This is a genomic window from Pseudomonas sp. R4-84 (assembly GCF_054130985.1).
The window spans coordinates 1,530,472-1,549,984 of the sequence record NZ_CP096390.1; the positions used below are offsets into that span (position 1 = coordinate 1,530,472).

General features: G+C 61.2%; 18 protein-coding genes. 7 read left to right on the forward strand and 11 right to left on the reverse strand.

Annotation, left to right across the window (positions count from 1 at the left end):
- Window positions 1-95: 95 nt before the first annotated feature.
- Window positions 96-827 carry a DUF899 domain-containing protein gene (locus M1D68_RS07240; RefSeq protein ID WP_457969816.1) on the reverse strand — a complete coding sequence of 244 codons (732 nt, stop codon included), beginning with the start codon at window positions 825-827 and terminating at the stop codon, window positions 96-98.
- Window positions 828-1,016: 189 nt separating this feature from the next.
- On the opposite strand from M1D68_RS07240, the gene M1D68_RS07245 reads away from it, so the two are divergent.
- Window positions 1,017-1,409: a hypothetical protein gene (locus M1D68_RS07245; protein WP_030141150.1), complete on the forward strand. Its 393-nt coding sequence runs from the start codon at window positions 1,017-1,019 to the stop codon at window positions 1,407-1,409.
- Between the two features lie 136 nt (window positions 1,410-1,545).
- Here M1D68_RS07245 and M1D68_RS07250 read toward each other — a convergent pair whose 3' ends face one another.
- The 3 genes from M1D68_RS07250 to M1D68_RS07260 all read right to left on the reverse strand — a co-directional run bounded on the left by M1D68_RS07250 (window position 1,546) and on the right by M1D68_RS07260 (window position 3,590).
- Window positions 1,546-2,412 carry a DUF6279 family lipoprotein gene (locus tag M1D68_RS07250; RefSeq protein WP_457969817.1) on the reverse strand — a complete coding sequence of 289 codons (867 nt, stop codon included), beginning with the start codon at window positions 2,410-2,412 and terminating at the stop codon, window positions 1,546-1,548.
- A gap of 81 nt (window positions 2,413-2,493) precedes the next feature.
- Window positions 2,494-3,204, reverse strand: coding sequence for a TorF family putative porin (locus M1D68_RS07255; RefSeq protein WP_445571478.1), 711 nt, complete (start codon window positions 3,202-3,204; stop codon window positions 2,494-2,496).
- A 197-nt stretch (window positions 3,205-3,401) separates the two neighbouring features.
- Complete coding sequence (locus tag M1D68_RS07260) at window positions 3,402-3,590, reverse strand: hypothetical protein (protein WP_018607615.1); 189 nt, start codon at window positions 3,588-3,590, stop codon at window positions 3,402-3,404.
- A 329-nt stretch (window positions 3,591-3,919) separates the two neighbouring features.
- On the opposite strand from M1D68_RS07260, the gene M1D68_RS07265 reads away from it, so the two are divergent.
- Window positions 3,920-4,756 (forward strand): CvfB family protein, encoded by an 837-nt coding sequence (locus M1D68_RS07265; protein WP_434610199.1) that lies wholly within the window; start codon window positions 3,920-3,922, stop codon window positions 4,754-4,756.
- A gap of 405 nt (window positions 4,757-5,161) precedes the next feature.
- On the forward strand, window positions 5,162-6,616 hold the full coding sequence (locus tag M1D68_RS07270; protein ID WP_457969819.1) for an NCS1 family nucleobase:cation symporter-1: 1,455 nt from the start codon (window positions 5,162-5,164) through the stop codon (window positions 6,614-6,616).
- On the opposite strand, the gene M1D68_RS07275 is transcribed toward M1D68_RS07270, so the two are convergent.
- Window positions 6,617-7,789 (reverse strand): MFS transporter, encoded by a 1,173-nt coding sequence (locus M1D68_RS07275; protein WP_457969821.1) that lies wholly within the window; start codon window positions 7,787-7,789, stop codon window positions 6,617-6,619.
- A 103-nt stretch (window positions 7,790-7,892) separates the two neighbouring features.
- On the opposite strand from M1D68_RS07275, the gene ptrR reads away from it, so the two are divergent.
- Window positions 7,893-8,786, forward strand: coding sequence for a putrescine utilization regulator PtrR (gene ptrR, locus M1D68_RS07280; RefSeq protein WP_434562929.1), 894 nt, complete (start codon window positions 7,893-7,895; stop codon window positions 8,784-8,786).
- 138 nt (window positions 8,787-8,924) lie between these two features.
- On the forward strand, window positions 8,925-9,053 hold the full coding sequence (locus M1D68_RS07285; protein WP_256222727.1) for a PA1414 family protein: 129 nt from the start codon (window positions 8,925-8,927) through the stop codon (window positions 9,051-9,053).
- Between the two features lie 208 nt (window positions 9,054-9,261).
- Here the strand turns inward: M1D68_RS07285 and M1D68_RS07290 are convergent, their stop codons facing one another.
- The 4 genes from M1D68_RS07290 to speB all read right to left on the reverse strand — a co-directional run bounded on the left by M1D68_RS07290 (window position 9,262) and on the right by speB (window position 13,762).
- A complete protein-coding gene (locus M1D68_RS07290) occupies window positions 9,262-10,650 on the reverse strand; it encodes a sodium:solute symporter family protein (protein ID WP_434650275.1) in 1,389 nt (462 codons plus the stop codon).
- A gap of 187 nt (window positions 10,651-10,837) precedes the next feature.
- On the reverse strand, window positions 10,838-12,340 hold the full coding sequence (locus M1D68_RS07295; RefSeq protein ID WP_457969823.1) for a purine-cytosine permease family protein: 1,503 nt from the start codon (window positions 12,338-12,340) through the stop codon (window positions 10,838-10,840).
- Between the two features lie 54 nt (window positions 12,341-12,394).
- On the reverse strand, window positions 12,395-12,802 hold the full coding sequence (locus M1D68_RS07300) for a YybH family protein (RefSeq protein WP_434562935.1): 408 nt from the start codon (window positions 12,800-12,802) through the stop codon (window positions 12,395-12,397).
- A gap of 9 nt (window positions 12,803-12,811) precedes the next feature.
- Window positions 12,812-13,762, reverse strand: coding sequence for an agmatinase (speB, locus tag M1D68_RS07305; RefSeq protein WP_420767428.1), 951 nt, complete (start codon window positions 13,760-13,762; stop codon window positions 12,812-12,814).
- Between the two features lie 336 nt (window positions 13,763-14,098).
- Between speB and M1D68_RS07310 the strand changes: the two genes are divergently transcribed.
- Both M1D68_RS07310 and M1D68_RS07315 read left to right on the forward strand, forming a co-directional pair.
- On the forward strand, window positions 14,099-14,992 hold the full coding sequence (locus M1D68_RS07310) for a LysR family transcriptional regulator (protein ID WP_420767427.1): 894 nt from the start codon (window positions 14,099-14,101) through the stop codon (window positions 14,990-14,992).
- Window positions 14,993-14,994: 2 nt separating this feature from the next.
- On the forward strand, window positions 14,995-15,591 hold the full coding sequence (locus M1D68_RS07315; protein WP_434562937.1) for a tRNA-uridine aminocarboxypropyltransferase: 597 nt from the start codon (window positions 14,995-14,997) through the stop codon (window positions 15,589-15,591).
- A gap of 174 nt (window positions 15,592-15,765) precedes the next feature.
- Here the strand turns inward: M1D68_RS07315 and M1D68_RS07320 are convergent, their stop codons facing one another.
- Window positions 15,766-17,130, reverse strand: a complete 1,365-nt coding sequence (locus tag M1D68_RS07320) for an HlyD family type I secretion periplasmic adaptor subunit (protein WP_420767425.1) — start codon at window positions 17,128-17,130, stop codon at window positions 15,766-15,768.
- 222 nt (window positions 17,131-17,352) lie between these two features.
- Window positions 17,353-19,512 (reverse strand): type I secretion system permease/ATPase, encoded by a 2,160-nt coding sequence (locus M1D68_RS07325; RefSeq protein WP_420767424.1) that lies wholly within the window; start codon window positions 19,510-19,512, stop codon window positions 17,353-17,355.
- Between the last annotated feature and the right edge of the window lies 1 nt (window position 19,513).

The window sequence follows — 19,513 nt, forward strand, 5'->3', positions numbered from 1 at the left end:
TCCTGTTGGTGCCCGCGGACACAGAAGGCGACCGCTGCGCAGTCGAGCGGGAGCAAGCTCCCTCGCCACGTCGCTCGACTGGGCGGGCTGACGTATCAGCTGTGGCAGCAACCCTGGGGCCTGGCCTCTTCGTACTTATCATGATGCCGCACCCAATCCATGATCTCGTCTTCATTGCGGCCCTTGGGCGTGAGGTCGAGGTAGTTGTAGGTGCCGACGAGGATGTCGAGGCCGCGGGCGTAGGTGGAGTAGGTGTGGAAGATGTCGCCGGCTTCGTTGCGATAGAAGACACTCAGGCCGGGGAGTTCGCCTTCGGTGGTGTCGGTTTTTTCGTAGTTGTAGGTGGCTGTTCCGGCGGCGGTGTCTTCGGTTTTGAAGCTGACGCCGAAGTCGTAGTTGAAGTCGCAGCCTTGCGACGAGACCCAATCGAAGGCCCAGCCCATGCGGCGTTTGAAGGGTTGGAATTCGGTGAAGGGCGCGCGGGAGACGGCTACGACGGCGACGTCGTGGTGGGCCAGGTGTTGGTTGGCGCCGTCGATGTGGTCGGACAGGAACGAGCAGCCTTGGCAGCCTTCGGTCCAGCCGGGGCCGAACATGAAGTGGTAGATGATCAGTTGGCTGCGGCCGCCGAACAGGTCGGCGAGGCTCAATTCGCCGTGGGGGCCTTGGAAGCGGTAGGGTTTGTCGATTTTTACCCAGGGCAGGGCGCGGCGTTCGGCGCTGAGTTTGTCTCGTTCACGGGTGAAGGCTTTTTCGTGGGCCAAGTGTTCGCGGCGGGCGGCGAGCCATTCTTCACGCGAGACGACCGGAGGGTGCTCGATGTTCATGGGGCTTATCCTCAGGGATTCAATTATCGACGTTTGCAATGCCTAGTCGTTTGGCCGGCCACGGTTTCGACACACCGTTGGTCGGCTGGCTGGTGGAACCGTTGGAAAACCAAGCTGAACGGCGCTGAACCGCCTCGGTCACACTTTAAGTAGGCATCTCACTCTTTAAGCATTAGAGGATGGACCAGGATGACGACTTATAACTGGGACTTGATCGAACGGTTGCTGCACGAAGTGCAGAACGGCGCCGGCCACAGTTTTACCCCTCGGCCCTACGCGGAGCAGCACGCGGCGGAAAAGGCGGCTCAGGGCGAGGAAATCGAGAACCTTGATCATCTGAAAGCGGTCGCCGGAGAGTACGAAAAATTACTGCTGGAGCGTGGGTATATCGAGCCTCGGCCGGAGGAAGAGGGCGGCAATGGCGAAAACTTCGTGCTGACGCCTCGCGGCTCGCGGTTGTTGAGCCTGATCGACAGCAGCATTCCGGGCAATGATCATCCGCGTCAGGTGCTGGATGAACAGGAAGATGCGCTGGATGAGTTTACCTTTGATGATTTGGCTTCGAAGGCGCAGATTGCCTGAAAGGCTGGCACTGAACCGTGTGGGAGCGAGCTTGCTCGCGATGGCCATTAAACAGGCAAAACACCTGTTGAATGTCAGGCCGCTATCGCGAGCAAGCTCGCTCCCACATTGGTTCTTCCACATGGATCTCAGTGGTTTATGATCGTGCTGCCTTCAAGCATTTCAGATCACTGAAATCCTTCTTCACTCCATCAATCTTCTGCAACAACCGTTCACGCTGCGCCGGGGTGCTGTCGGCCATCAGGTCCACCAACAGGCTGCGGGCCTGGGCTTCGGTTTTGTTGTAGGCCTCGCGATAAGCGGGCGTCCACAGGCTCTCGCGGTTTACCAGCAGTTGCTCGATACGTTTCGGGAAGTCGGGGCTGTGGCGTTGGGCGACGGCCTCGCTGAACTGGTTTTGCCAGTGGGCGCGGTTGGCGATCCATTGCTGGTTTTGATCGCCAAGAGCGGTAGACCAAGCCATCACACGCCGGCGCTGGGCGTCGTTGAGCGGGCCGATCCAGTCGTTGAGCCGTTTCTCCATGCGCTCGGCACGTTCCTGGATTTGCTGCTGCAACGTCGGCTTGAGGTATTCGCGCTGACGCTTTTGTTGATCCTTGACGAACGCGGCGTCCATGTCGGCGACTTGTTCGTCGCTCAGGCCTTGCAGCAGTTCGATGGCCGACGGGGTGATTGCCCGGGCGGTTTCGGCGATGGCGGCCTTGGCTTCCCGGGTGCGTTGCTGCAGGGCTTCGTCGGTTACCGCGTTGGTTTGCACCATGGTCTTCAGGCGGTCCAGCCAATCGAGATAGCCCGGCAGTTGCGTGGTGCAGTGCCAGCTCAGGTGTTCCTTGAGGCGATCGTCGAACCAGTCCTTTTGCTCGCCGTTGATCTCCAGGTAATCGTTGAGGGTCCAGGGAATGATCAGGTCGAGGTTGCGGTAGGCCAGGCCGACACGGCTGCAAGCGGTGAGTGTCAGCAGCAGGGCGATGAACATGGCGGTGCGTGTTAACCAGCGCGACATGAGCGGGTCCTTGCGAAGGCGGAGGTGATTTGTTTGAGCATGGCAGGCGCGCGGCAGTTCAGCCGAACGAATAAGTAACGCTTAGTAAAAAGGATGGGCCATCTTCAGGGTCAGCAGGCTGTCGCATTCGCTGTTGTGCCCGGAATAGGCCGAGCAACTGCTGCCGCTGAGGCTTGAGTCGCTGTAGATCAGGTCCAGGTCGATACCTTTCCAGGGACGGGATATTTTCAACGACCAGTCGCTGAAACTGCCTACGTAACCATTCTCCACCGAGACCGGGGTATTAAGCTGGTGGGTGGTGTACTTGGCGCTGATGCCGATGCCGAAGGGCACGTTGCCACCGAGGTCGGCGAACAGGGTGCTGTTCTGTTTGTCCGGGTCATTGCTCAAGGCCGCACCGAAGCGGCTGCCTAGAATGGTCAGGCCGCCATAGAATTCCTGGCTGTCGAGGGTATCGACGGTGGGGTAGCTGTAGTGGATCAGGCCGACTTCGTAACCCAAGGTCTGGTCGAAGGGCTGTTTGAAACCCATGTAGGAATCGACTTCCAGGTCAGCGGAGAAGCCGGCGCTGGGTGACCATTGTCCGACGTACCAGCCGCTGTCATGGCTCAGGTCCAGGCCGCCATGGAACGAGCCGGTGCTCGACGGCGTGACGAGGCCCTGGGCCATGCTGCGGCTGGGTGTGGTGCCGAGTTTAAGGTCGAAGTCACCGAGCTCACGCTGAAACACCTGCCCATAAGAAGCAGGGCAAGCGAGCAGACTGAACGCCAGCAGGACAACAGGAATGCGCAATGCTTCACTCCATGAATAGCGAGGAGCAGGGAACCGTAACCAAGCTGAAACGCTTGAGCTAGAGAGGTGCAAGCATACCGGCGAATGCTCGACCGAGATGGCCGTTCGTCGATTTTTGCGGGGAAGGGGGCTGAGAGAGGGGTTCCAGTCCAAGCGCTTCGAGATTCAAAGCGCTTTGGGACCAGGTGACGCGGGGATTACTTCTTGCCCAGGCTGATCTGCTTGGACGGGCCGAATGTCTGGCCGCTGACACCTTTGGCAATCTGCTGGATTTCACCGCCGGACTTGAGGAACGCAGCGATCTGGTCGTTGATCGACTCGCTGGTTTCAACGGCTGGAGCTGGCTTTGCTTTGCTGTTGGATGCTTTTACGCGCATGACGGCCATTAACCTATGGATAATTAATTGGGCCAGGCATCGTACAGGAAATACTTGACAATTGCTTGGCAAATATCCCCCTGAATTATTTGCAGTAGGGCTGGAATATCGACCGACTCATGCCTGTGTATTGACCTAAGCCACTGTTTTAAATAACAACCCGCCTTGAAATTACAAACGTAAGCGGGGCGATTCAAACCCAGTGTCTTCTGACGAATGGCCGCCTGCGGGCCAAAAAGCCAGAAAAATCAAGGGGCGCACGCCGATCGATGCTGGCGGCGACGAATCGCACGCCAAAACCGGGTAGAATGCCGCCCACGTAACGAGGGTATTTGGAAATGGCTTTAGTCGGGCGCTACAACAGTTTGCAAGTGGTTAAACATACTAACTTCGGTTTATATCTGGACGGCGGCGCGGACGGTGAAATCCTGCTGCCCAACCGTTATATCCCCAAGGATATTCCCAGCGAAGATGAAGACTGGCTCAATGTTTTCATTTATCTGGACAGCGACGACAAACTGATCGCTACGACAGAAAAACCAAAAGTCCAGGTGGGCGAATTCGCCAGTCTGAAAGTGGTTGAAGTCAACAGCATCGGCGTGTTCTTGGACTGGGGCCTGCCCAAGGATTTGCTGTTGCCGTATTCCGAAGAGAAACGCCAGCTGACCGCCGGCGAGTATTGCGTGGTCCATGTCTATCTGGACAAGCACACCCGCCGCATCACCGCGACGGCACGCCTGGATCGTTATCTGGACAAGACCCCGGCCAACTACACGCCTGGTCAGGAAGTGGATTTGCTGGTCGCCGAAGCCACCGACATGGGCTTCAAGGCAATCATCAATAACAAGCACTGGGGCTTGATCCACAAGAACGAAATCTTCAAGTTCATGCGCGCCGGCAAACAGGAAAAGGGCTTTATCAAGGAAGTCCGTCCGGACGGCAAGATCAGCCTGAGCTTGCAGCCGGTGGGCCAGGAAGCGGCGACCAGCCTCAACGCCAAGATTCTTGCCAAGTTGCGTGAGAACAACGGCACGCTCGCGGTGAGCGACAAGAGCGATCCTGCGCTGATCACCAGTCTGTTTGGCGTCAGCAAGGGCAACTTCAAGAAAGCCATTGGTGCGCTGTACAAGAATGGCCAGATTATCATTCATGCTGATCGTATTGAGCTGACTTGATCGTTAGGCCGAGCAAACCACCGTTGGCTAGGTCATCCTGTGGCGAGGGGATTTATCCCCGCTGGGCTGCGAAGCAGCCCTGATTCGAACGCCTCGGTGTACCTGCCAGATTGAGTGGTTATTTTTGGGGCTGCTCCGCAGCCCAGCGGGGATAAATCCCCTCGCCACAAATCTTCGCTGTATACAAAAATCCTTGCACCTTAACCATGCACCCGCGCCCCGTTCGTGGGCGTTCTGTTGTGTTCGTTCGGTTTTTACCTGCGCTGAAAAGCGCGGTTTGTCTCGTATCCACCATCCATGGCACGCATTCTGCGTAGGAACCCGTATACAAACCACGCCGGCTCCCGTGCGCAGTGTGGTGGACAATCAAACGCGGGAGCACGGCGGCACCCAAGGAGCCCCGCAATGTCCGAGCAATTGCCCAACGGCTACAGCCCCCGCCTCTATAACGAAGACCTGGGCCCGCTGCCGCAGAAATGGAATTGGTACAACATCTTCGCGTTCTGGATGAGTGATGTGCACAGCGTCGGCGGTTATGTGTTTGCTGCCAGCCTGTTCGCCTTGGGCCTGGCGAGTTGGCAGGTGCTGATTGCCTTGCTCGGCGGGATTTGTATCGTGCAGTTGATTGCCAACCTGGTCGCCAAGCCGAGCCAGCAAGCGGCGGTGCCTTATCCGGTGATCTGCAGGCTGGCGTTCGGCGTGTTTGGGGCGAATATCCCGGCGGTCATTCGTGGGCTGATCGCCGTGGCTTGGTATGGAATCCAGACGTACCTGGCGTCCAGTGCGCTGATCATTGTTGTCCTGCGGTTTTTTCCTTGGATGGAAGTCTACGCGACGCCACATTTTGTAGGGTTGTCCTATCTGGGGTGGTTCGGTTTCCTTGGGCTGTGGTTTGTTCAGGCGCTGGTGTTCTGGACGGGCATGGAGTCGATCCGTCGCTTCATCGACTGGGCCGGGCCGGTGGTGTATGCCGTGATGTTCCTGCTGGCCGGCTGGATCGTCTGGAAGGCCGGCTGGAGCAACATCAGTTTTACCTTGGCGGAAAAATCGCTGTCCGGCTGGCAGGCATTCGGCCAGGTGATCGTGGCAACGGCCCTGGTTGTGTCGTACTTTTCCGGCCCAACCTTGAATTTCGGTGATTTCAGCCGGTACTGCCGGAGCATGTCTGACGTGCGTCGCGGCAATTTCTGGGGGCTACCGGTGAATTTCCTGGCGTTCTCCCTGGTCACCGTGGTGATCGTTTCCGGGACGTTGCCAGTGTTCGGCGAGATGCTCCACGACCCGATCGCCACCGTGGCACGCATCGACAACGACGTGGCCGTCTTGCTGGGAGCCTTTGCGTTCGTCACCGCAACCATTGGCATCAACATCGTCGCCAACTTCGTGTCCCCGGCTTTTGATTTCGCCAACGTCGCGCCGAGCAAGATCAGCTGGCGCGCCGGCGGCATGATCGCGGCTGTGGCATCGATTTTCATCACGCCTTGGAACCTGTTCAATAACCCTGAAGTGATCCACTACACCCTAGACGTGCTAGCGGCGTTTATTGGCCCGCTTTTCGGGATCCTGCTGGTGGATTACTACCTGATCAAGAAGCAGCAGATCGACGTTGATTCGCTATTCAATGATGGCCCGACCGGGCGCTATTACTACAGCGGGGGCATTAACTGGACAGCAGTCAAAGCGTTGATCCCGGCGACGCTGATGGGCGTGGCGATCACTTTCACGCCGCTCCTCCAGCCAATGGCCAACTTTGCTTGGTTCACCGGTTGCTTCCTTGGAGGCGTGTTGTATTTCGCCTTGGCCCGACGCCAACCCTTCCTACACCTGAACCCGTCGTTAAACCCGGTCGGCCCGGCTTGATCAGCGCAGGGCGGTCTGGGCGCAAGGTTTCACCGCGCTCGCATTGGTGGGCCGCAGCAACAGGCCGCCCGCCAGCACCAGGCCGCTGCCGGCAACGATCAATGCCGGTTGCAAGCCGCCGCTGAAGTGACTGCTCAGTGCCGCCAACAGGGGGCCGCTGAGTTGGCCGACGGCGAAGCATGCGGTCAACAAACCGATGTTGCGCTGGGTGGCATGGGGCGCCAGTTCCCGGGCGCGCATCACCATCAATTGCATGCAGGCCAGAAACGGGGCGCCACACAGGATCACGCCCAGCGCCAGGCCTGTGCCACTGCCCAGCATGCAGGCAAACACGCCCGCGGCTTGCAGCCATAAAGTGGCCATCAACCACCGGGCAGTGGTGTCCGGGTTCGGCCGCCGCAGACTCACCAACAGCACGCCCGTGGCGGCCGCCAGGCCGAAACAAGGCCAGAACAGATCCGCCTGCCATTGCCCGTGGAACTGCGCCGAAGCCATCTGCGACAGGAACGTCGCCGGTATGATGTAGCCCACGCCATATAAGGCGTAGACCACGCAAAGCCGGGAGATGCCGCGATTGCTGGATACAACGACGGATGCGGCAGGGGCGGCTGTGGACATGGGCTTCGGCAGGGCCGGCAGGATCACCAGCAACATCAACAGTGCCGCGCCGGCATATACCAGCCACAAGACATCGGAGGTCTGGCCCAGCAGGTTCGAGCCAAGGGCCAACAAGCCTGTCAGAAAAATCCCCAGCCCCGGTCCGGCGAATACCAGTGCACCAAGGCGTGGCCGTCCTGCCGCCGCAGCCAAGGGTTGGCTGAGGGCGGTGATCATCACCATCACCCAAGCGCTCGCCACGCCTGTGCCGAAGCGCAGCGCCAAGTGCGGCCAGAAGCCCCAGGCCCAGAACGACGCCAGCGTCAGCAGCACGCACAACCACAGGCCGCCCAATAAACGCCGCTGTACCTGTTCGGCGCGACGGGCAAACATGGCGTCCAGCGCCCCGAGGAAATAACCCAGGTAGTTGGCGGCGGCGATCAGACCGGCGGCGGTCAAGTCCACCTGGCCTTCGCCGATCAAATGAGGTAACTGCGGTGTAAGGGCGAAGCGGCCGATGCCCATGGCCATCATCAGGGCTATGAAACTGGCGAGCAGGCGAATCAAGGGCGACATGGTCGTACTCCAGCGCTGAGGCGAATGACCGTCAGGCTAGGACTGATTGACTTTCATTAAAAATGAATAATAGTGAGTAACTTGTTCTTTTTTGGAGAAGGTCATGGAGTTCAGCCAACTTAGGATTTTCCAGGCCGTGGCCGAGGAAGGTTCGATCACCCGGGCTGCCGAGCGCTTGCATCGGGTGCCGTCGAACTTGTCGACGCGGCTCAAACAGCTCGAAGAGCAGTTGGGCGTGGATCTTTTCCTAAGAGAGCGTCAGCGTTTGCAATTGTCGCCTGCGGGAAAAGTCCTATTGGACTATGCGACCAAGCTGTTTGCCCTGCATGACGAAGCCCACGCGGCGGTGCAGGGCGGTCAGCCGGCCGGGGATTTCCTGCTCGGCACCATGTACAGCACGGCAGCGACGCATTTGCCTGATCTGCTGGCGGCTTATCACCGGGCCTACCCGGCGGTGAACCTGCAAGTGCAATCGGGGCCGAGTGGCGAATTACTTGAAGGCCTGCTCACCAATCGCCTCGACGCGGCGCTGGTGGACGGCCCGCTGGAACTGGCGGGGCTCGATGGCGTGCCGTTGTGCGACGAGCGGCTGGTGCTGATCACCGAGGCTGACCACGCACCGGTACGCAGTGCGCTGGACGTGCAAGGCCGCGCAGTGTTCACCTTTCGCCGGGGCTGTTCGTACCGGATGCGCCTGGAGGCCTGGTTTGCCCATGATCATGCAACCATGGGTCGGGCGATGGAGATCGAGTCCTATCAGGGGATGCTGGCGTGTGTCATCGCCGGGTCCGGGGTGGCGCTGATGTCCGAGTCGATGCTCGCCAGCCTGCCGGGGCGCGAGCGTGTGATGGTCCATCCACTGGCTGAGCCATTTGCGAGTGCGACAACGTGGTTGATGTGGCGTAAAGGCATGGTCGGAGCCAACCTGAACGCCTGGATTGAGATGCAACAACAAGCGTGGCCGCGGGCGCCAATGATGACGGCGCAATCGGCTTGAACTCACAGCCTGGGATTCGGATCAATTCAGTAACAGATCATTGCAATCTGTAACGAGCATTGCGTAGGACTTCGGACTATTATCAGTGCGAAGGGGCCACAGAAATCTGCCGCTCGCACCACCTGAGGGGGCACCACGATGAAAGAGAAAATCCAGAACTGGCTTCACGACTTGGGTGTCGCGCTCGGCCTGATCGAGCCGCCCATGCAGCCGATACCGATCCGCACTGACGATGAGCAACGCCGCCGCCAGCCGCGCCGCCGGTAAACACCGCCGAATTTGGAGAGATCGCAGCTGCGGACCATTTCAGTCGAGATGGCCCGCAGCTGCGATCTTTTTATTTCTGAAAGACAGAACCTGTTGGAGCGAGCTTGCTCGCGATAGCGGTGACCGGCGTGCATCCATGTTGAATGTACCGCCGTCATCGCGAGCAAGCTCGCTCCCACAGGAATCTCTTCTTGCCGAGAGTTGACGATCAAGCCGCCTTTGGCACCACATTCGACCGTGGCGAAAGCAGGCTGACCACCACGAAACTCACCAATGCCACGCTCAGGCTGTAATAGATCGGCGTATTCGCGTCCAGGCCATCCTTGACCATGAAGAACAGCGCGGTCACGAAGCCCAGCGACATGCTGGTAATCGCGCCGGCCGTGGTAGCGCGTTTCCAGTAGATGGCGCCTATCAGCGGGACCAGCATGCCGCCCACCAGCAGGTTGTAGGCCAGGGTCAGGGCGCTGATCACGTCGCTCACCACCAGGGCGATCGCCAGGACCACGGCGCCCAGCAGCAGGGTTGCGATGCGGTTTTCATGGACGTCGCCGTTGCCGCTTTCACGACCCTGGCGCAGACGCGGCAGCAGGTCCTGGACCACGGTGGTGGAGGCCGCCAACAGACCCGCCGCCGCAGTGGACATCAGCGCCGCGAGGGCTGCGGCGATTACCAGACCGCGTATCCCGTTGGGCAAGCTGTGTTGCACCACGCTGGCAAAGGCGTTGTTGACGTTTTCCAGGTCCGGCAACAGCACCTTGGCGGCCATGCCGATCAGCGCACCGGCCAGGCCGTACAGCACGCAGTACAGGCCGGCGGCGGTGCCGGCGACTTTTGCCACGCCTTCGCTGCGGGCGGTGAACACCCGTTGCCAGATGTCCTGGCCGATGAAGATGCCAAAGAAGTAGATCAGGAAGTACGTGATGATGGTGTCCCAGCCAATGGCGGTGAAATCGAAATAGCGCGCCGGCAAGGCCGCCACCATCGCGTCCCAGCCACCGGCGTCACTGATGGACAGGGGCATCAGCAGGAACACCAGGCCGATGGTCATGATCAGGAATTGCACGATGTCGGTCAGGGTCAGCGACCACATCCCGCCAATGGTTGAATACAGCACCACCACGCCGCCGCCCACCAGGATCGAAACCCAGAAGGGCAGGCCGAACAGCACCTGCATGACCGTGCCGATGGCGATGGTCGAGGTGGCGCCGATCATCAGCGCGTAGACCAGCATGATCAATGCGCTGGCATGGCGTGCGGCCGGGTTGTAACGGCGCTCTAGCACTTGGGTCACGGTATAGATCTTGAGCTTGAGCAACGGCTTGGCGAGAAACAGGCTCAGCCCGACGATGCCCAGGCCGATGGCGCCGCACAGCCAGAATCCGGAAATGCCATGGACATAGCCCAGGCGCACGGTGCCGATGGTCGATGCGCCGCCGAGCACGGTGGCGGCCATGGTGCCCAGGTAGAAGCCCGGGCCGAGGTTGCGTCCGGCGACGAGGTAGTCGTCACGGGTCTTGGCGCGGCGCATGCCGTACCAGCCGAGGGCGATCATGCCGGTGGCATAGATGAGAACGACGATTAAATCCAAGGCCATGATGGCGTGTCTCCGATTTTATTTTTTATGTACGGGATGAAGTGCTGCTGTCCCTGGCGAACGAGCGTCGGTGGCGAGGGAGCTTGCTCCCGCTCGACGGCGCAGCCGTCGTCGCTTTTCAGTTCAGAAAACCGGGGCTGCTGCGCAGCCCAGCGGGAGCAAGCTCCCTCGCCACGGAATTTGTCAGTCAGGCGGCCTGCCGGAGCGCTGGTTTCGTGAGCGGCGCTATGCTCCGCGGATCCTGCGGCCCATACACCGCCGCCGGTTCCGGAAACAGCCCCAGCAATGCCAGGTACACCACCGAGGCCAGCCCCAGAGTCACCGGCAGGCTGACGTCGATCCCACCGGCCAACTCACCCAGCGGCCCGACGAACTGCCCCGGCAAGTTGACGAAGCACAGCCCGACCAATGCGCTGGGAATCCACGCTCCCAGGCCGCGCCAGTTCCAGCCGTGGCTGAACCAGTAGCGTCCGCCGGTCTCGCCTCGGGTGAACACTTGCAGGTCATCCGGGCAGTAGAAGCCGCGGCGCACCAGCAGCCCGATGATCATGATCACCATCCACGGCGTGGTGCAGGTGATGATCAGCACGGCGAAGGTCGAGACGCTCTGCACAAGGTTTGCCGCGAAGCGGCCGATGAAGATGAAGGCAATCGACATGACGCCGATCAACAGCGTCGCCTTGACCCGCGACAGCACCCGTGGGAATACGCTGGACATGTCCAATCCCGTGCCATACAGCGACGTGGTGCCGGTGGACATGCCACCGATCACCGCTATCAGGCACACCGGCAGGAAGAACCATCCCGGCGAAACCGCCAGCAGCCCGCCCACGTAGTTGTTGGCCGCGATGTAGTCCGGCGCCTTGGTCGCCACGATGGTGGCGGTGGCGAGGCCGAACAGGAACGGGATCAGCGTTGCCAACTGAGCGGCAATCACCGCCAGCATGATGTGTCGCTTGGGGGTATTTCGCGGAATGTAGCGCGACCAGTCACCCAGGAAGGCACCGAAAGAAATCGGGTTGCTCATGGCCACCAGTGCCGCGCCGATGAAGGCGGCATAGAAGCCTGTTTGGCCGAGGGCGACCGTGCCGGCGAACTGGCTGTCGAAACTCGGCGCGAAGGCGAAGATGCCCAGCAGGAACAACAGGCTCGCGGCCCACACGGCGATGCGATTGACCCACAGCATGAAGCGGAAGCCGTAGATGCACACCGTCAGCACCAGCAGGGCGAACAGGCCGTAGGCCAGGCCCAGACTCAAGTCGGTTTCCGGCACACCGACCAGCCGCTTGGCGCCGCCGATCAGCGCGTCCCCCGAACTCCATACCGACAGGGAGAAGAACGCGATAGCGGTCAGCAGCGACAGGAACGAGCCGACGATCCGGCCGTGAACACCGAAATGCGCGCCGGACGAAACCGCGTTGTTGGTGCCGTTGAGCGGGCCGAACAGGCCCATCGGCGCAAGGATGATCGAACCGACCAACACCCCCAGCACGATCGCCCAGACCCCGGCCTGGAACGAAAGGCCGAACAACACCGGGAAACTGCCGAGCACGGCGGTGGCAAAGGTATTGGCGCCGCCGAAGATCAGTCGAAACAGATCACCCGGGCCGGCGGTTCGTTCATGGTCCGGGATCTGCTCGACCCCGTTGGTTTCAATCTGCGTAAGGCTTTTATCGTTATTGTTATTCATGATCTGCTCCGATCATCAAGGCGCGTTCATCGTGCGTGAACGTCGCCTGCTTGGCTAAGGGGGTGGCAGCCCTTCCGGCATTGCGGACAAATGTTCATGACAGGCCAGCCATAGGCCTTGTTGTTCTTGGCGAAACACGATGGTTTCGCGCTCCTGGCTAAAGTGAAGCTCCCCTTGCATGCGCAGCTCGGTGGCCACGTCATGGATGAAAATCGCCACGTTCCCTTGCAGGCTGACGAAGGCGTTGCTCGAGGTGCAGCTCAGCACCTCGAAGCCATCCTCGGACCGCCAGCGATCCCACAACGCCTGGTAGGCATCGCGCGACAGCAGCGGCTGTTCGAGGGTGTAGAACACGAAGCTCGCATCGGTGCTGAACGCGCCGAAGTAAGCCTCGCGATCGTTGCGGGCGAAGGCCGACACCAGATCGGCGGCGGCTTCGAGGACTTGATCTCGATCGTTCATGGCCGCGCCTCAGCGATGAACCACGCCGGGCAGTACGCAGAGCATCTCGTACAGCAGGTTCGCGCCCAGCAGCGAGGTGTTGCCGGTGGTGTCGTACGGCGGCGAAACTTCTACCAGATCGCAACCGACCAGGTCGAGGCCCTGGCAGCCACGGACGATTTCGATTGCCTGGATGGTAGTCAGGCCACCGATTTCCGGGGTGCCGGTGCCTGGCGCCCAGGCCGGGTCGATGCCGTCGATGTCGAAGCTCAGGTACACCGGTCCGCCGCCGACTTTCTCGCGCACTTCGGCCATCAGCGGTGCCAGGGATTTGTGCCAGCACTCTTCGGCCTGGACCACGCGAAAGCCCTGGTTGCGACTCCAGTTGAAATCCTCGGCGGTATAGCCCTGGGCGCGAAGCCCGATTTGCACCACGCGGTCGCAATCGAGCAGCCCTTCTTCCACGGCGCGGCGGAAGGTGGTGCCATGGGCGATTTTCTCGCCGAACATGTGGTCGTTCACGTCGGCGTGGGCGTCGATGTGCACGAGGCCGACCTTGCCGTGTTTTTTGTGGATCGCCCGCAGAATCGGCAGGGTAATGGTGTGGTCACCGCCCAGGGTCAGGGGGATGACGTTGTGTTCGAGGATCTTGTGGTACGACTCCTCAATGATTCGCACGGCATCGAGCAGGTTGAAGGTATTGATCGCCACGTCGCCAATGTCCGCCACCGACAAGGAGTCGAACGGCGCGGCACCGGTGGCCATGTTGTAGGGGCGGATCATCACGGATTCGGCGCGGATTTCGCGTGGCCCGAAACGGGTGCCGGCGCGCAGGGACGTGCCGATGTCCAGCGGCACGCCGACAAAGGCAGCGTCCAGGCCGGCGGCGGTGGGCACGTGGGGAAGTCGCATCATGGTGGCGATGCCGCCGAAGCGCGGCATTTCGTTGCCGCCCAGTGGTTGGTGAAGAATCTTGTCCACGGGTAGGGCCTCATCGTTTGTTTTATTTATCAGGGGCCGATTCTGCGAAAAGCCTGTGCCGTGAAGAATCGCTGACGGCAAATACTTAGTTCAGATTTTTCTAAACTAATGCGAGGCGGGGCGATAGACTCCGATCCGGCGCAGTTGTAGCGGACATGATGCCCCCTGTGGCGAGGGAGCTTGCTCCCGCTGGGCTGCGAAGCAGCCCCAAAACCATTCACCTCGGTGTATCAGGTAGATCGCGTGGGCAGGTTTTGCGACGGCTGCGCCATCGAGCGGGAGCAAGCTCCCTCGCCACAAGAGCGCTACTAAGCCCTGAGTAATTCGGAGACCCCCATGGCCAACGCTCTACCCGACCTGAAACTGCTGCGCATCTTCGTCAGCGTGGTCCGGCACCAGGGGTTTGCCAACGCGCAGCACGAGCTCAACCTCTCCACATCGGCCATCAGTACCTACATGAGCCAACTCGAATCGGCCCTGGGCCTGGTGCTCTGTCATCGCGGGCGGGGTGGGTTCAGCCTGACCAGCAAGGGCGAGTTGTTCCATCAGGAAACCTTGCGCCTGCTCGGCGAACTCGAAGGCTTCGAGCAATATGCTGCGGCCCTCAAGGGCGAGTTGCGCGGCACCCTGAACCTGGGGGTGATCGATTCCACGGTGAGCGACAAAGCCTTGCCGTTCGCCGAAGCCATCGGCGCGTACAGTCAGGAACACCCGGCGGTGCATCTGCACCTGTCGGTCCTGAGCCCTTACGAATTGCAACTCGGCGTCCAGGACAACCGCCTGGACCTGGCCATCGGCGCGTTTTCCACGCGCATGAGTGGGCTGGTCTACATGCCGCTGTACCGCGAGCAGCACTGGTTGTATTGCAGCAGTCGCCACCCGTTGTTCGGCGAACGACGTATCCCGGAGCAACTCATCACCCAGCAGCGCATGGTCGGACGCGGTTACTGGAGCCAGGCCGAGCTGGCCCGCCATGGCTTCAAGCACAGCGCGGCGACAGTGGAAAGCATGGAGGCACAGTTGATCCTGGTACTGTCGGGCGCCTACATCGGTTATCTGCCCGAACATTACGCTCAGGCCTGGGTCGACAAGGGCGATTTACGCGTGCTGCTGCCGGCGACGTTTGGTTATCAGGCGCCGTTCTCGATGATCGTGCGCCGTGGCCGCAGCCGCGAGCCGCTGATCCAGACCTTCCGTGATCTGCTCAAAGCTCAACTGAACCAGGCCTGACCATGTCCAGAATCCACTGCCCACGTTGCCTCAGGCCGCAAAGCCATTGCCTGTGCCCTTTGATCCCCAGCCTCGACAGCCGCACCCGCGTGTTGCTGTTACAGCATCCCAGCGAGGTGAACCATGCCTTGAACACCGCACGGCTGGCGGCGTTGGGGCTCAACAATGCCGAATTGATCGTGGGCGAGGTGTTCGAGGATCTGTCACGGCTGCTCGATCAACCGGGTTACCGGGCGCGGTTGTTGTTTCCCGCCGACGATGCGCAGCCGCTGCAAGCCTACACCCCCTGCGATGAGCCGCTGCTGTTGGTCGTTCCTGACGGCACCTGGCGCAAGGCCCGCAAGTTACTGCACCTCAACCCGCTGCTGGCGGCACTGCCAAGGGTGACCTTGGCCGACGGCGGCGTGTCCCGCTATCGCTTGCGCAAGGCGCCAGGGCCAGGGGCGTTGTCGACGGTGGAGGCGATCGCCCAGGCGTTGCAGACGCTTGAGACACCGGTGAGTTTCGAGCCGTTGTTGCGGCCGTTCGAGGCGTTGATCGAGGGGCAGATTGCGGCGATGGGGGAGGAGACTTACCAGAAGAACCATGGAGGGGTATAGAGACCCCTGTGGCGAGGGAGCTTGCTCCCGCTCGGCCGGTCCGACGTCTCGGGCGCAGCCGTCGTAAAACCTGCTGGCGCGGTCTGCCTGACACAACGAGGTGAATGGTCTTGGGGCTGCTGCGCAGCCCAGCGGGAGCAAGCTCCCTCGCCACGAGATCGGCGTAGATTCGGATTACCGCTCGCGCATCGCCTCGGTCCGCGCCTTCAACACCGGCTTGAGCAGGTAGTCCAACACACTTTTCTCCCCGGTAATGATGTCCACTGTCGCCACCATTCCCGGAATGATCAGCAACGGTTTCGCGTCCCCACCCAAGTGGTTTTTATCGGTGCGCACCTGGATCAAATAGAAACTGTTGCCCTTGTCGTCGGTGATGGTGTCGGCGCCGATCAGCTCGAGCTTGGCGCTCAGCCCACCATAGATCGTGTAGTCGTAGGCGCTGAACTTGACCATGGCTTTCTGGCCTGGGTGCAGGAAGGCGACGTCCTGTGGGCGGACCTTGGCTTCGATCAGCAGGTTGTCTTCCAAGGGCACGACTTCGATCATGTCGCTGCCCGGCTGGACCACGCCGCCGATGGTGTTGACCTTCATTTGCTTGATTACCCCATGCACCGGCGAGACTACGGTGGTGCGGGTCACGCGGTCATCGATGGCGATGCTGGAGGCGGTGATTTTCGACAGTTCCGTGCGTTTCTCGTTGAGCTCCTTGGCCGCGTCGGAGCGGAAGGTCTGTTCCGATTCGTCGATCTTGCTCTTGATCTCATTGATGGCCGACTCGGCCCGAGGGATCGCCAGGGTGGTGGCGTTGAGCGAGCCGCGGATTTCCACCGCGCTGCGCTTGAGCCGCAGAATCTCCACCGGCGACACCGCCCCGGTGCGCACCAGCGGTGCCGACATGTTCATCTCTTCTTGCAGCAATGCCAGTGCCGAGCTGAATTGGCCTTGCTTGGAGCGAAACTCCGCCAGTTCCTGGGTTTTCTGCCGCAATTGTTCGGTCAAGGTCCGTTGCTCGCTGGCCAGGCGACGCTGGCGCTGCTCATGGAGCGCACGCTCGTCCTCGGCCACTTGTGGCGCCTTGCCGGTCACTTCGCTGGATAACTGCAATGGCCGTCCTTCGGCCTCCGCCGACAAGCGTTCGACCTGGGCCATCAACGCATAACGGTCGGCCTCGCTCTCGCCCTTGTTCGACAGGAACCGCGTGTCATCCAGGCGCAGCAAGGTGTCGCCCTTGTTCACCATCTGGCCTTCGCGCACGAAAATCTCGGTGACGATGCCACCCTCCAGGTTCTGGATCACCTGGATCTTGCTCGATGGAATCGCCTTGCCTTCGCCGGTGGTGACTTCCTCCAGGACCGCCAGTTTCGCCCAGACCAGCCCGGTGACAATCAGCCCGGCCGCCAGCCAGACAGTAACCCGCGAGCGACGGGGCGAGTCCTGCAGCGTGGCACCGGCGGTTTCCGGCATGAACTCGCTTTCAGCGCTTTTGCTGAAGCTGCCGAAGTAGCTTCGGGCGGCTGAATCGGATGTTTGAGCAGACATGGGCGGTACCCGTTGGTTAAATGAAATAGAGCTGGATGCTGCTTCTTGTGGCGAGGGAGCTTGCTCCCGCTCGATGGCGCAGCCATCGCAAAACCAGTCGATGCGGTCTGTCAGATACACCGAGGTGAATGGTTCTGGGGCTGCTTCACAGCCCAGCGGGAGCAAGCTCCCTCGCCACAGTGTTAACCCTGTCCCCGGACCAAACAGATTATGTGTTGGCTTCTACACCGCAGCAGAGCCCACCCGTCCCTTGCGCAGCGCATCGATCACCGCGTCCTTCGGTCCGTCCGCCACGATCCGCCCGTTATCCAGCACCACCAACCGGTCAACCAGGCTCAACATCGAGGTACGGTGGGTGACCAGCAGCACGGTCTTGCCTTGCACATGGGTATGAAGCTTCTGGCGCAGAGTGTCTTCGCTGCTGTTGTCCATGGCGCTGGTGGGTTCGTCCAGCAGCAGGATCGGCGGGTCGAGCAACAAGGCCCGGGCCAGTAGCACGGCCTGGCGTTGGCCGCCGGACAGCAGTTGCCCGCGTTCGCCCACCGGGCGGTCGAAGCCTTGGGGATGTTGACGGGCCAATTCGGTGACGCCGGTCAGTTCCGCCACTTCCAGCATGCGCCCGTCGCTGATGTAGCGCGCGCCGAGGGTGAGGTTGTCCCGCAGGCTGCCGGCCAGCAGCGGCAAGTCATGGGCGACATAGCCGATCTGCTGACGCAAGTCGGCAACGTCCAGTTGCCGCAAGTCCAGGCCGTCCAGCAGCAACTGGCCTTGCTCCGGCGCATAAAACCCCATCACCAGCCGCGCCAGGGTGCTTTTGCCCGAGCCGCTGCGACCGATGATCCCGACCCGTTCGCCGGGCTTGAGGCTGAAGCTGACATCGGCCAGCGCCGGAGCGTCCTGGCCGTTGTAATGGAAGGTGATGCCGCTGACGTCCAGGGCACCTTGCAATTGGGTTCGGTCCAGCGGGCGCTGCTTGGCGTCGCGCTCCTGGGGCAAGGCCATCAGGGCATCGGTGCTGCGCATGGTGAGCTGCGCTTGCTGGTAGCGGGTGATCAACCCGGCGATCTGCCCGAGCGGAGCCAGCACGCGGCTGCCGAGCATGTAAGTCGCCACCAGTGCGCCGACGCTGAGGTTGCCGGCGATGATGCTGTAGACCCCGGCGACGATGGTCGCCATGCCCGCTAGTTGTTGCAGGAACAACGTGCCGTTGGTCGCCAGGGCCGAAAGATTGCGCGCATGGCTGTCGAGGCGGGTGAGGGCGCCGTGGGTGCTTTCCCACTGATGCTGGCGTTCGCTTTCGGCGCTGCAGGCCTTGAGGGTTTCCAGGCCGCCGAGGGTTTCGATCAGCAGGGCTTGGCGCTGGGCGCCCAGGGCCAGGCTTTTTTGCACGGTGTCGCGCAGGCGCGCCTGGATGATCATCGCGAATACCACGGTGATGGGAAACGCCACCACCGGAATCACCACCAGCCAACCGCCCAGCAGCCCGATCACCACCAGCATCAGCAGGGCGAAGGGTAGGTCGATCAGGCTGGTAAGGGTCACGGCGGTAAGAAACTCCCGCAGCCCTTGGAAGTCATGGATGCTTTGGGCGAATCCGCCGATGGTCACCGGCTTGGCTTTCATGGCCATGCCGGTGATGCGCTCGAACAGGGTGGCGGAAAGAATCACGTCGGTTTTCTTGCCGGCGGTGTCCAGCAGATGAGCACGCACCACCCGCAACACGAGCTCGAAACCGGTGCCGATCAACAGCCCGACGGCCAGCACCCACAACGTGGAGGTGGCCTGGTTCGGCACCACGCGGTCGTAGGTCTGCATGACGAACAGTGGCACCATCAAGCCCAGCAGATTGATCAGGAAACTGGCCAGGATTGCGTCGCTGTACAGCCAGCGGGACAGTTTCAAGGTGTCGCGAAACCACGCTTCGACCCGTGGCACCAGGGGCGCGCGCAGGTCTTCAAGCTCATGGCGCGGCCGGGCGAAGAGCGCCTGGCCGCTGTAATCGGTGGTCAGTTCCTCGCGGCTGACCCATTGTTCACCGCCATCGGCCTCGCTGGGCAGGATCAGCGCGCGACCGTCCTCGCCCCAGCGCCGCAATATCGCGCAGCGGCCCCCGGCGAGGATCAGCATCACTGGCAAATTCAGCGCCGATATATCCCCCAGCTCGCGGCGCAACAGCCGCGCCTGCAAACTGGCCCGGGCCGCTGCGCGAGGCAGCAGGTCCAGGCTCAGACGTTGGTGCGCCATAGGAAGCCCGGCGCTGAGGCTGGCGCGGCTGACGGTCGCGCCATGGAGTTTGCAGAGGATCAACAAGCCGTCCAGCAAGGGATCATCGAAGTTCAAGCGCGGGTCGGTGCCGGGAATTGCCGGTTCCATGCGGGTCATG

Bases quoted from the DNA above. Each gene is read 5' to 3' on its own strand.
- M1D68_RS07240 (WP_457969816.1), bottom strand. From the start codon at position 827: ATGAACATCGAGCACCCTCCGGTCGTCTCGCGTGAAGAATGGCTCGCC.
- M1D68_RS07245 (WP_030141150.1), top strand. From the start codon at position 1,017: ATGACGACTTATAACTGGGACTTGATCGAACGGTTGCTGCACGAAGTG.
- M1D68_RS07250 (WP_457969817.1), bottom strand. From the start codon at position 2,412: ATGTCGCGCTGGTTAACACGCACCGCCATGTTCATCGCCCTGCTGCTG.
- M1D68_RS07260 (WP_018607615.1), bottom strand. From the start codon at position 3,590: ATGGCCGTCATGCGCGTAAAAGCATCCAACAGCAAAGCAAAGCCAGCT.
- M1D68_RS07265 (WP_434610199.1), top strand. From the start codon at position 3,920: ATGGCTTTAGTCGGGCGCTACAACAGTTTGCAAGTGGTTAAACATACT.
- M1D68_RS07270 (WP_457969819.1), top strand. From the start codon at position 5,162: ATGTCCGAGCAATTGCCCAACGGCTACAGCCCCCGCCTCTATAACGAA.
- M1D68_RS07275 (WP_457969821.1), bottom strand. From the start codon at position 7,789: ATGTCGCCCTTGATTCGCCTGCTCGCCAGTTTCATAGCCCTGATGATG.
- ptrR (WP_434562929.1), top strand. From the start codon at position 7,893: ATGGAGTTCAGCCAACTTAGGATTTTCCAGGCCGTGGCCGAGGAAGGT.
- M1D68_RS07285 (WP_256222727.1), top strand. From the start codon at position 8,925: ATGAAAGAGAAAATCCAGAACTGGCTTCACGACTTGGGTGTCGCGCTC.
- M1D68_RS07290 (WP_434650275.1), bottom strand. From the start codon at position 10,650: ATGGCCTTGGATTTAATCGTCGTTCTCATCTATGCCACCGGCATGATC.
- M1D68_RS07295 (WP_457969823.1), bottom strand. From the start codon at position 12,340: ATGAATAACAATAACGATAAAAGCCTTACGCAGATTGAAACCAACGGG.
- M1D68_RS07300 (WP_434562935.1), bottom strand. From the start codon at position 12,802: ATGAACGATCGAGATCAAGTCCTCGAAGCCGCCGCCGATCTGGTGTCG.
- M1D68_RS07310 (WP_420767427.1), top strand. From the start codon at position 14,099: ATGGCCAACGCTCTACCCGACCTGAAACTGCTGCGCATCTTCGTCAGC.
- M1D68_RS07315 (WP_434562937.1), top strand. From the start codon at position 14,995: ATGTCCAGAATCCACTGCCCACGTTGCCTCAGGCCGCAAAGCCATTGC.
- M1D68_RS07320 (WP_420767425.1), bottom strand. From the start codon at position 17,130: ATGTCTGCTCAAACATCCGATTCAGCCGCCCGAAGCTACTTCGGCAGC.
- M1D68_RS07325 (WP_420767424.1), bottom strand. From the start codon at position 19,512: ATGACCCGCATGGAACCGGCAATTCCCGGCACCGACCCGCGCTTGAAC.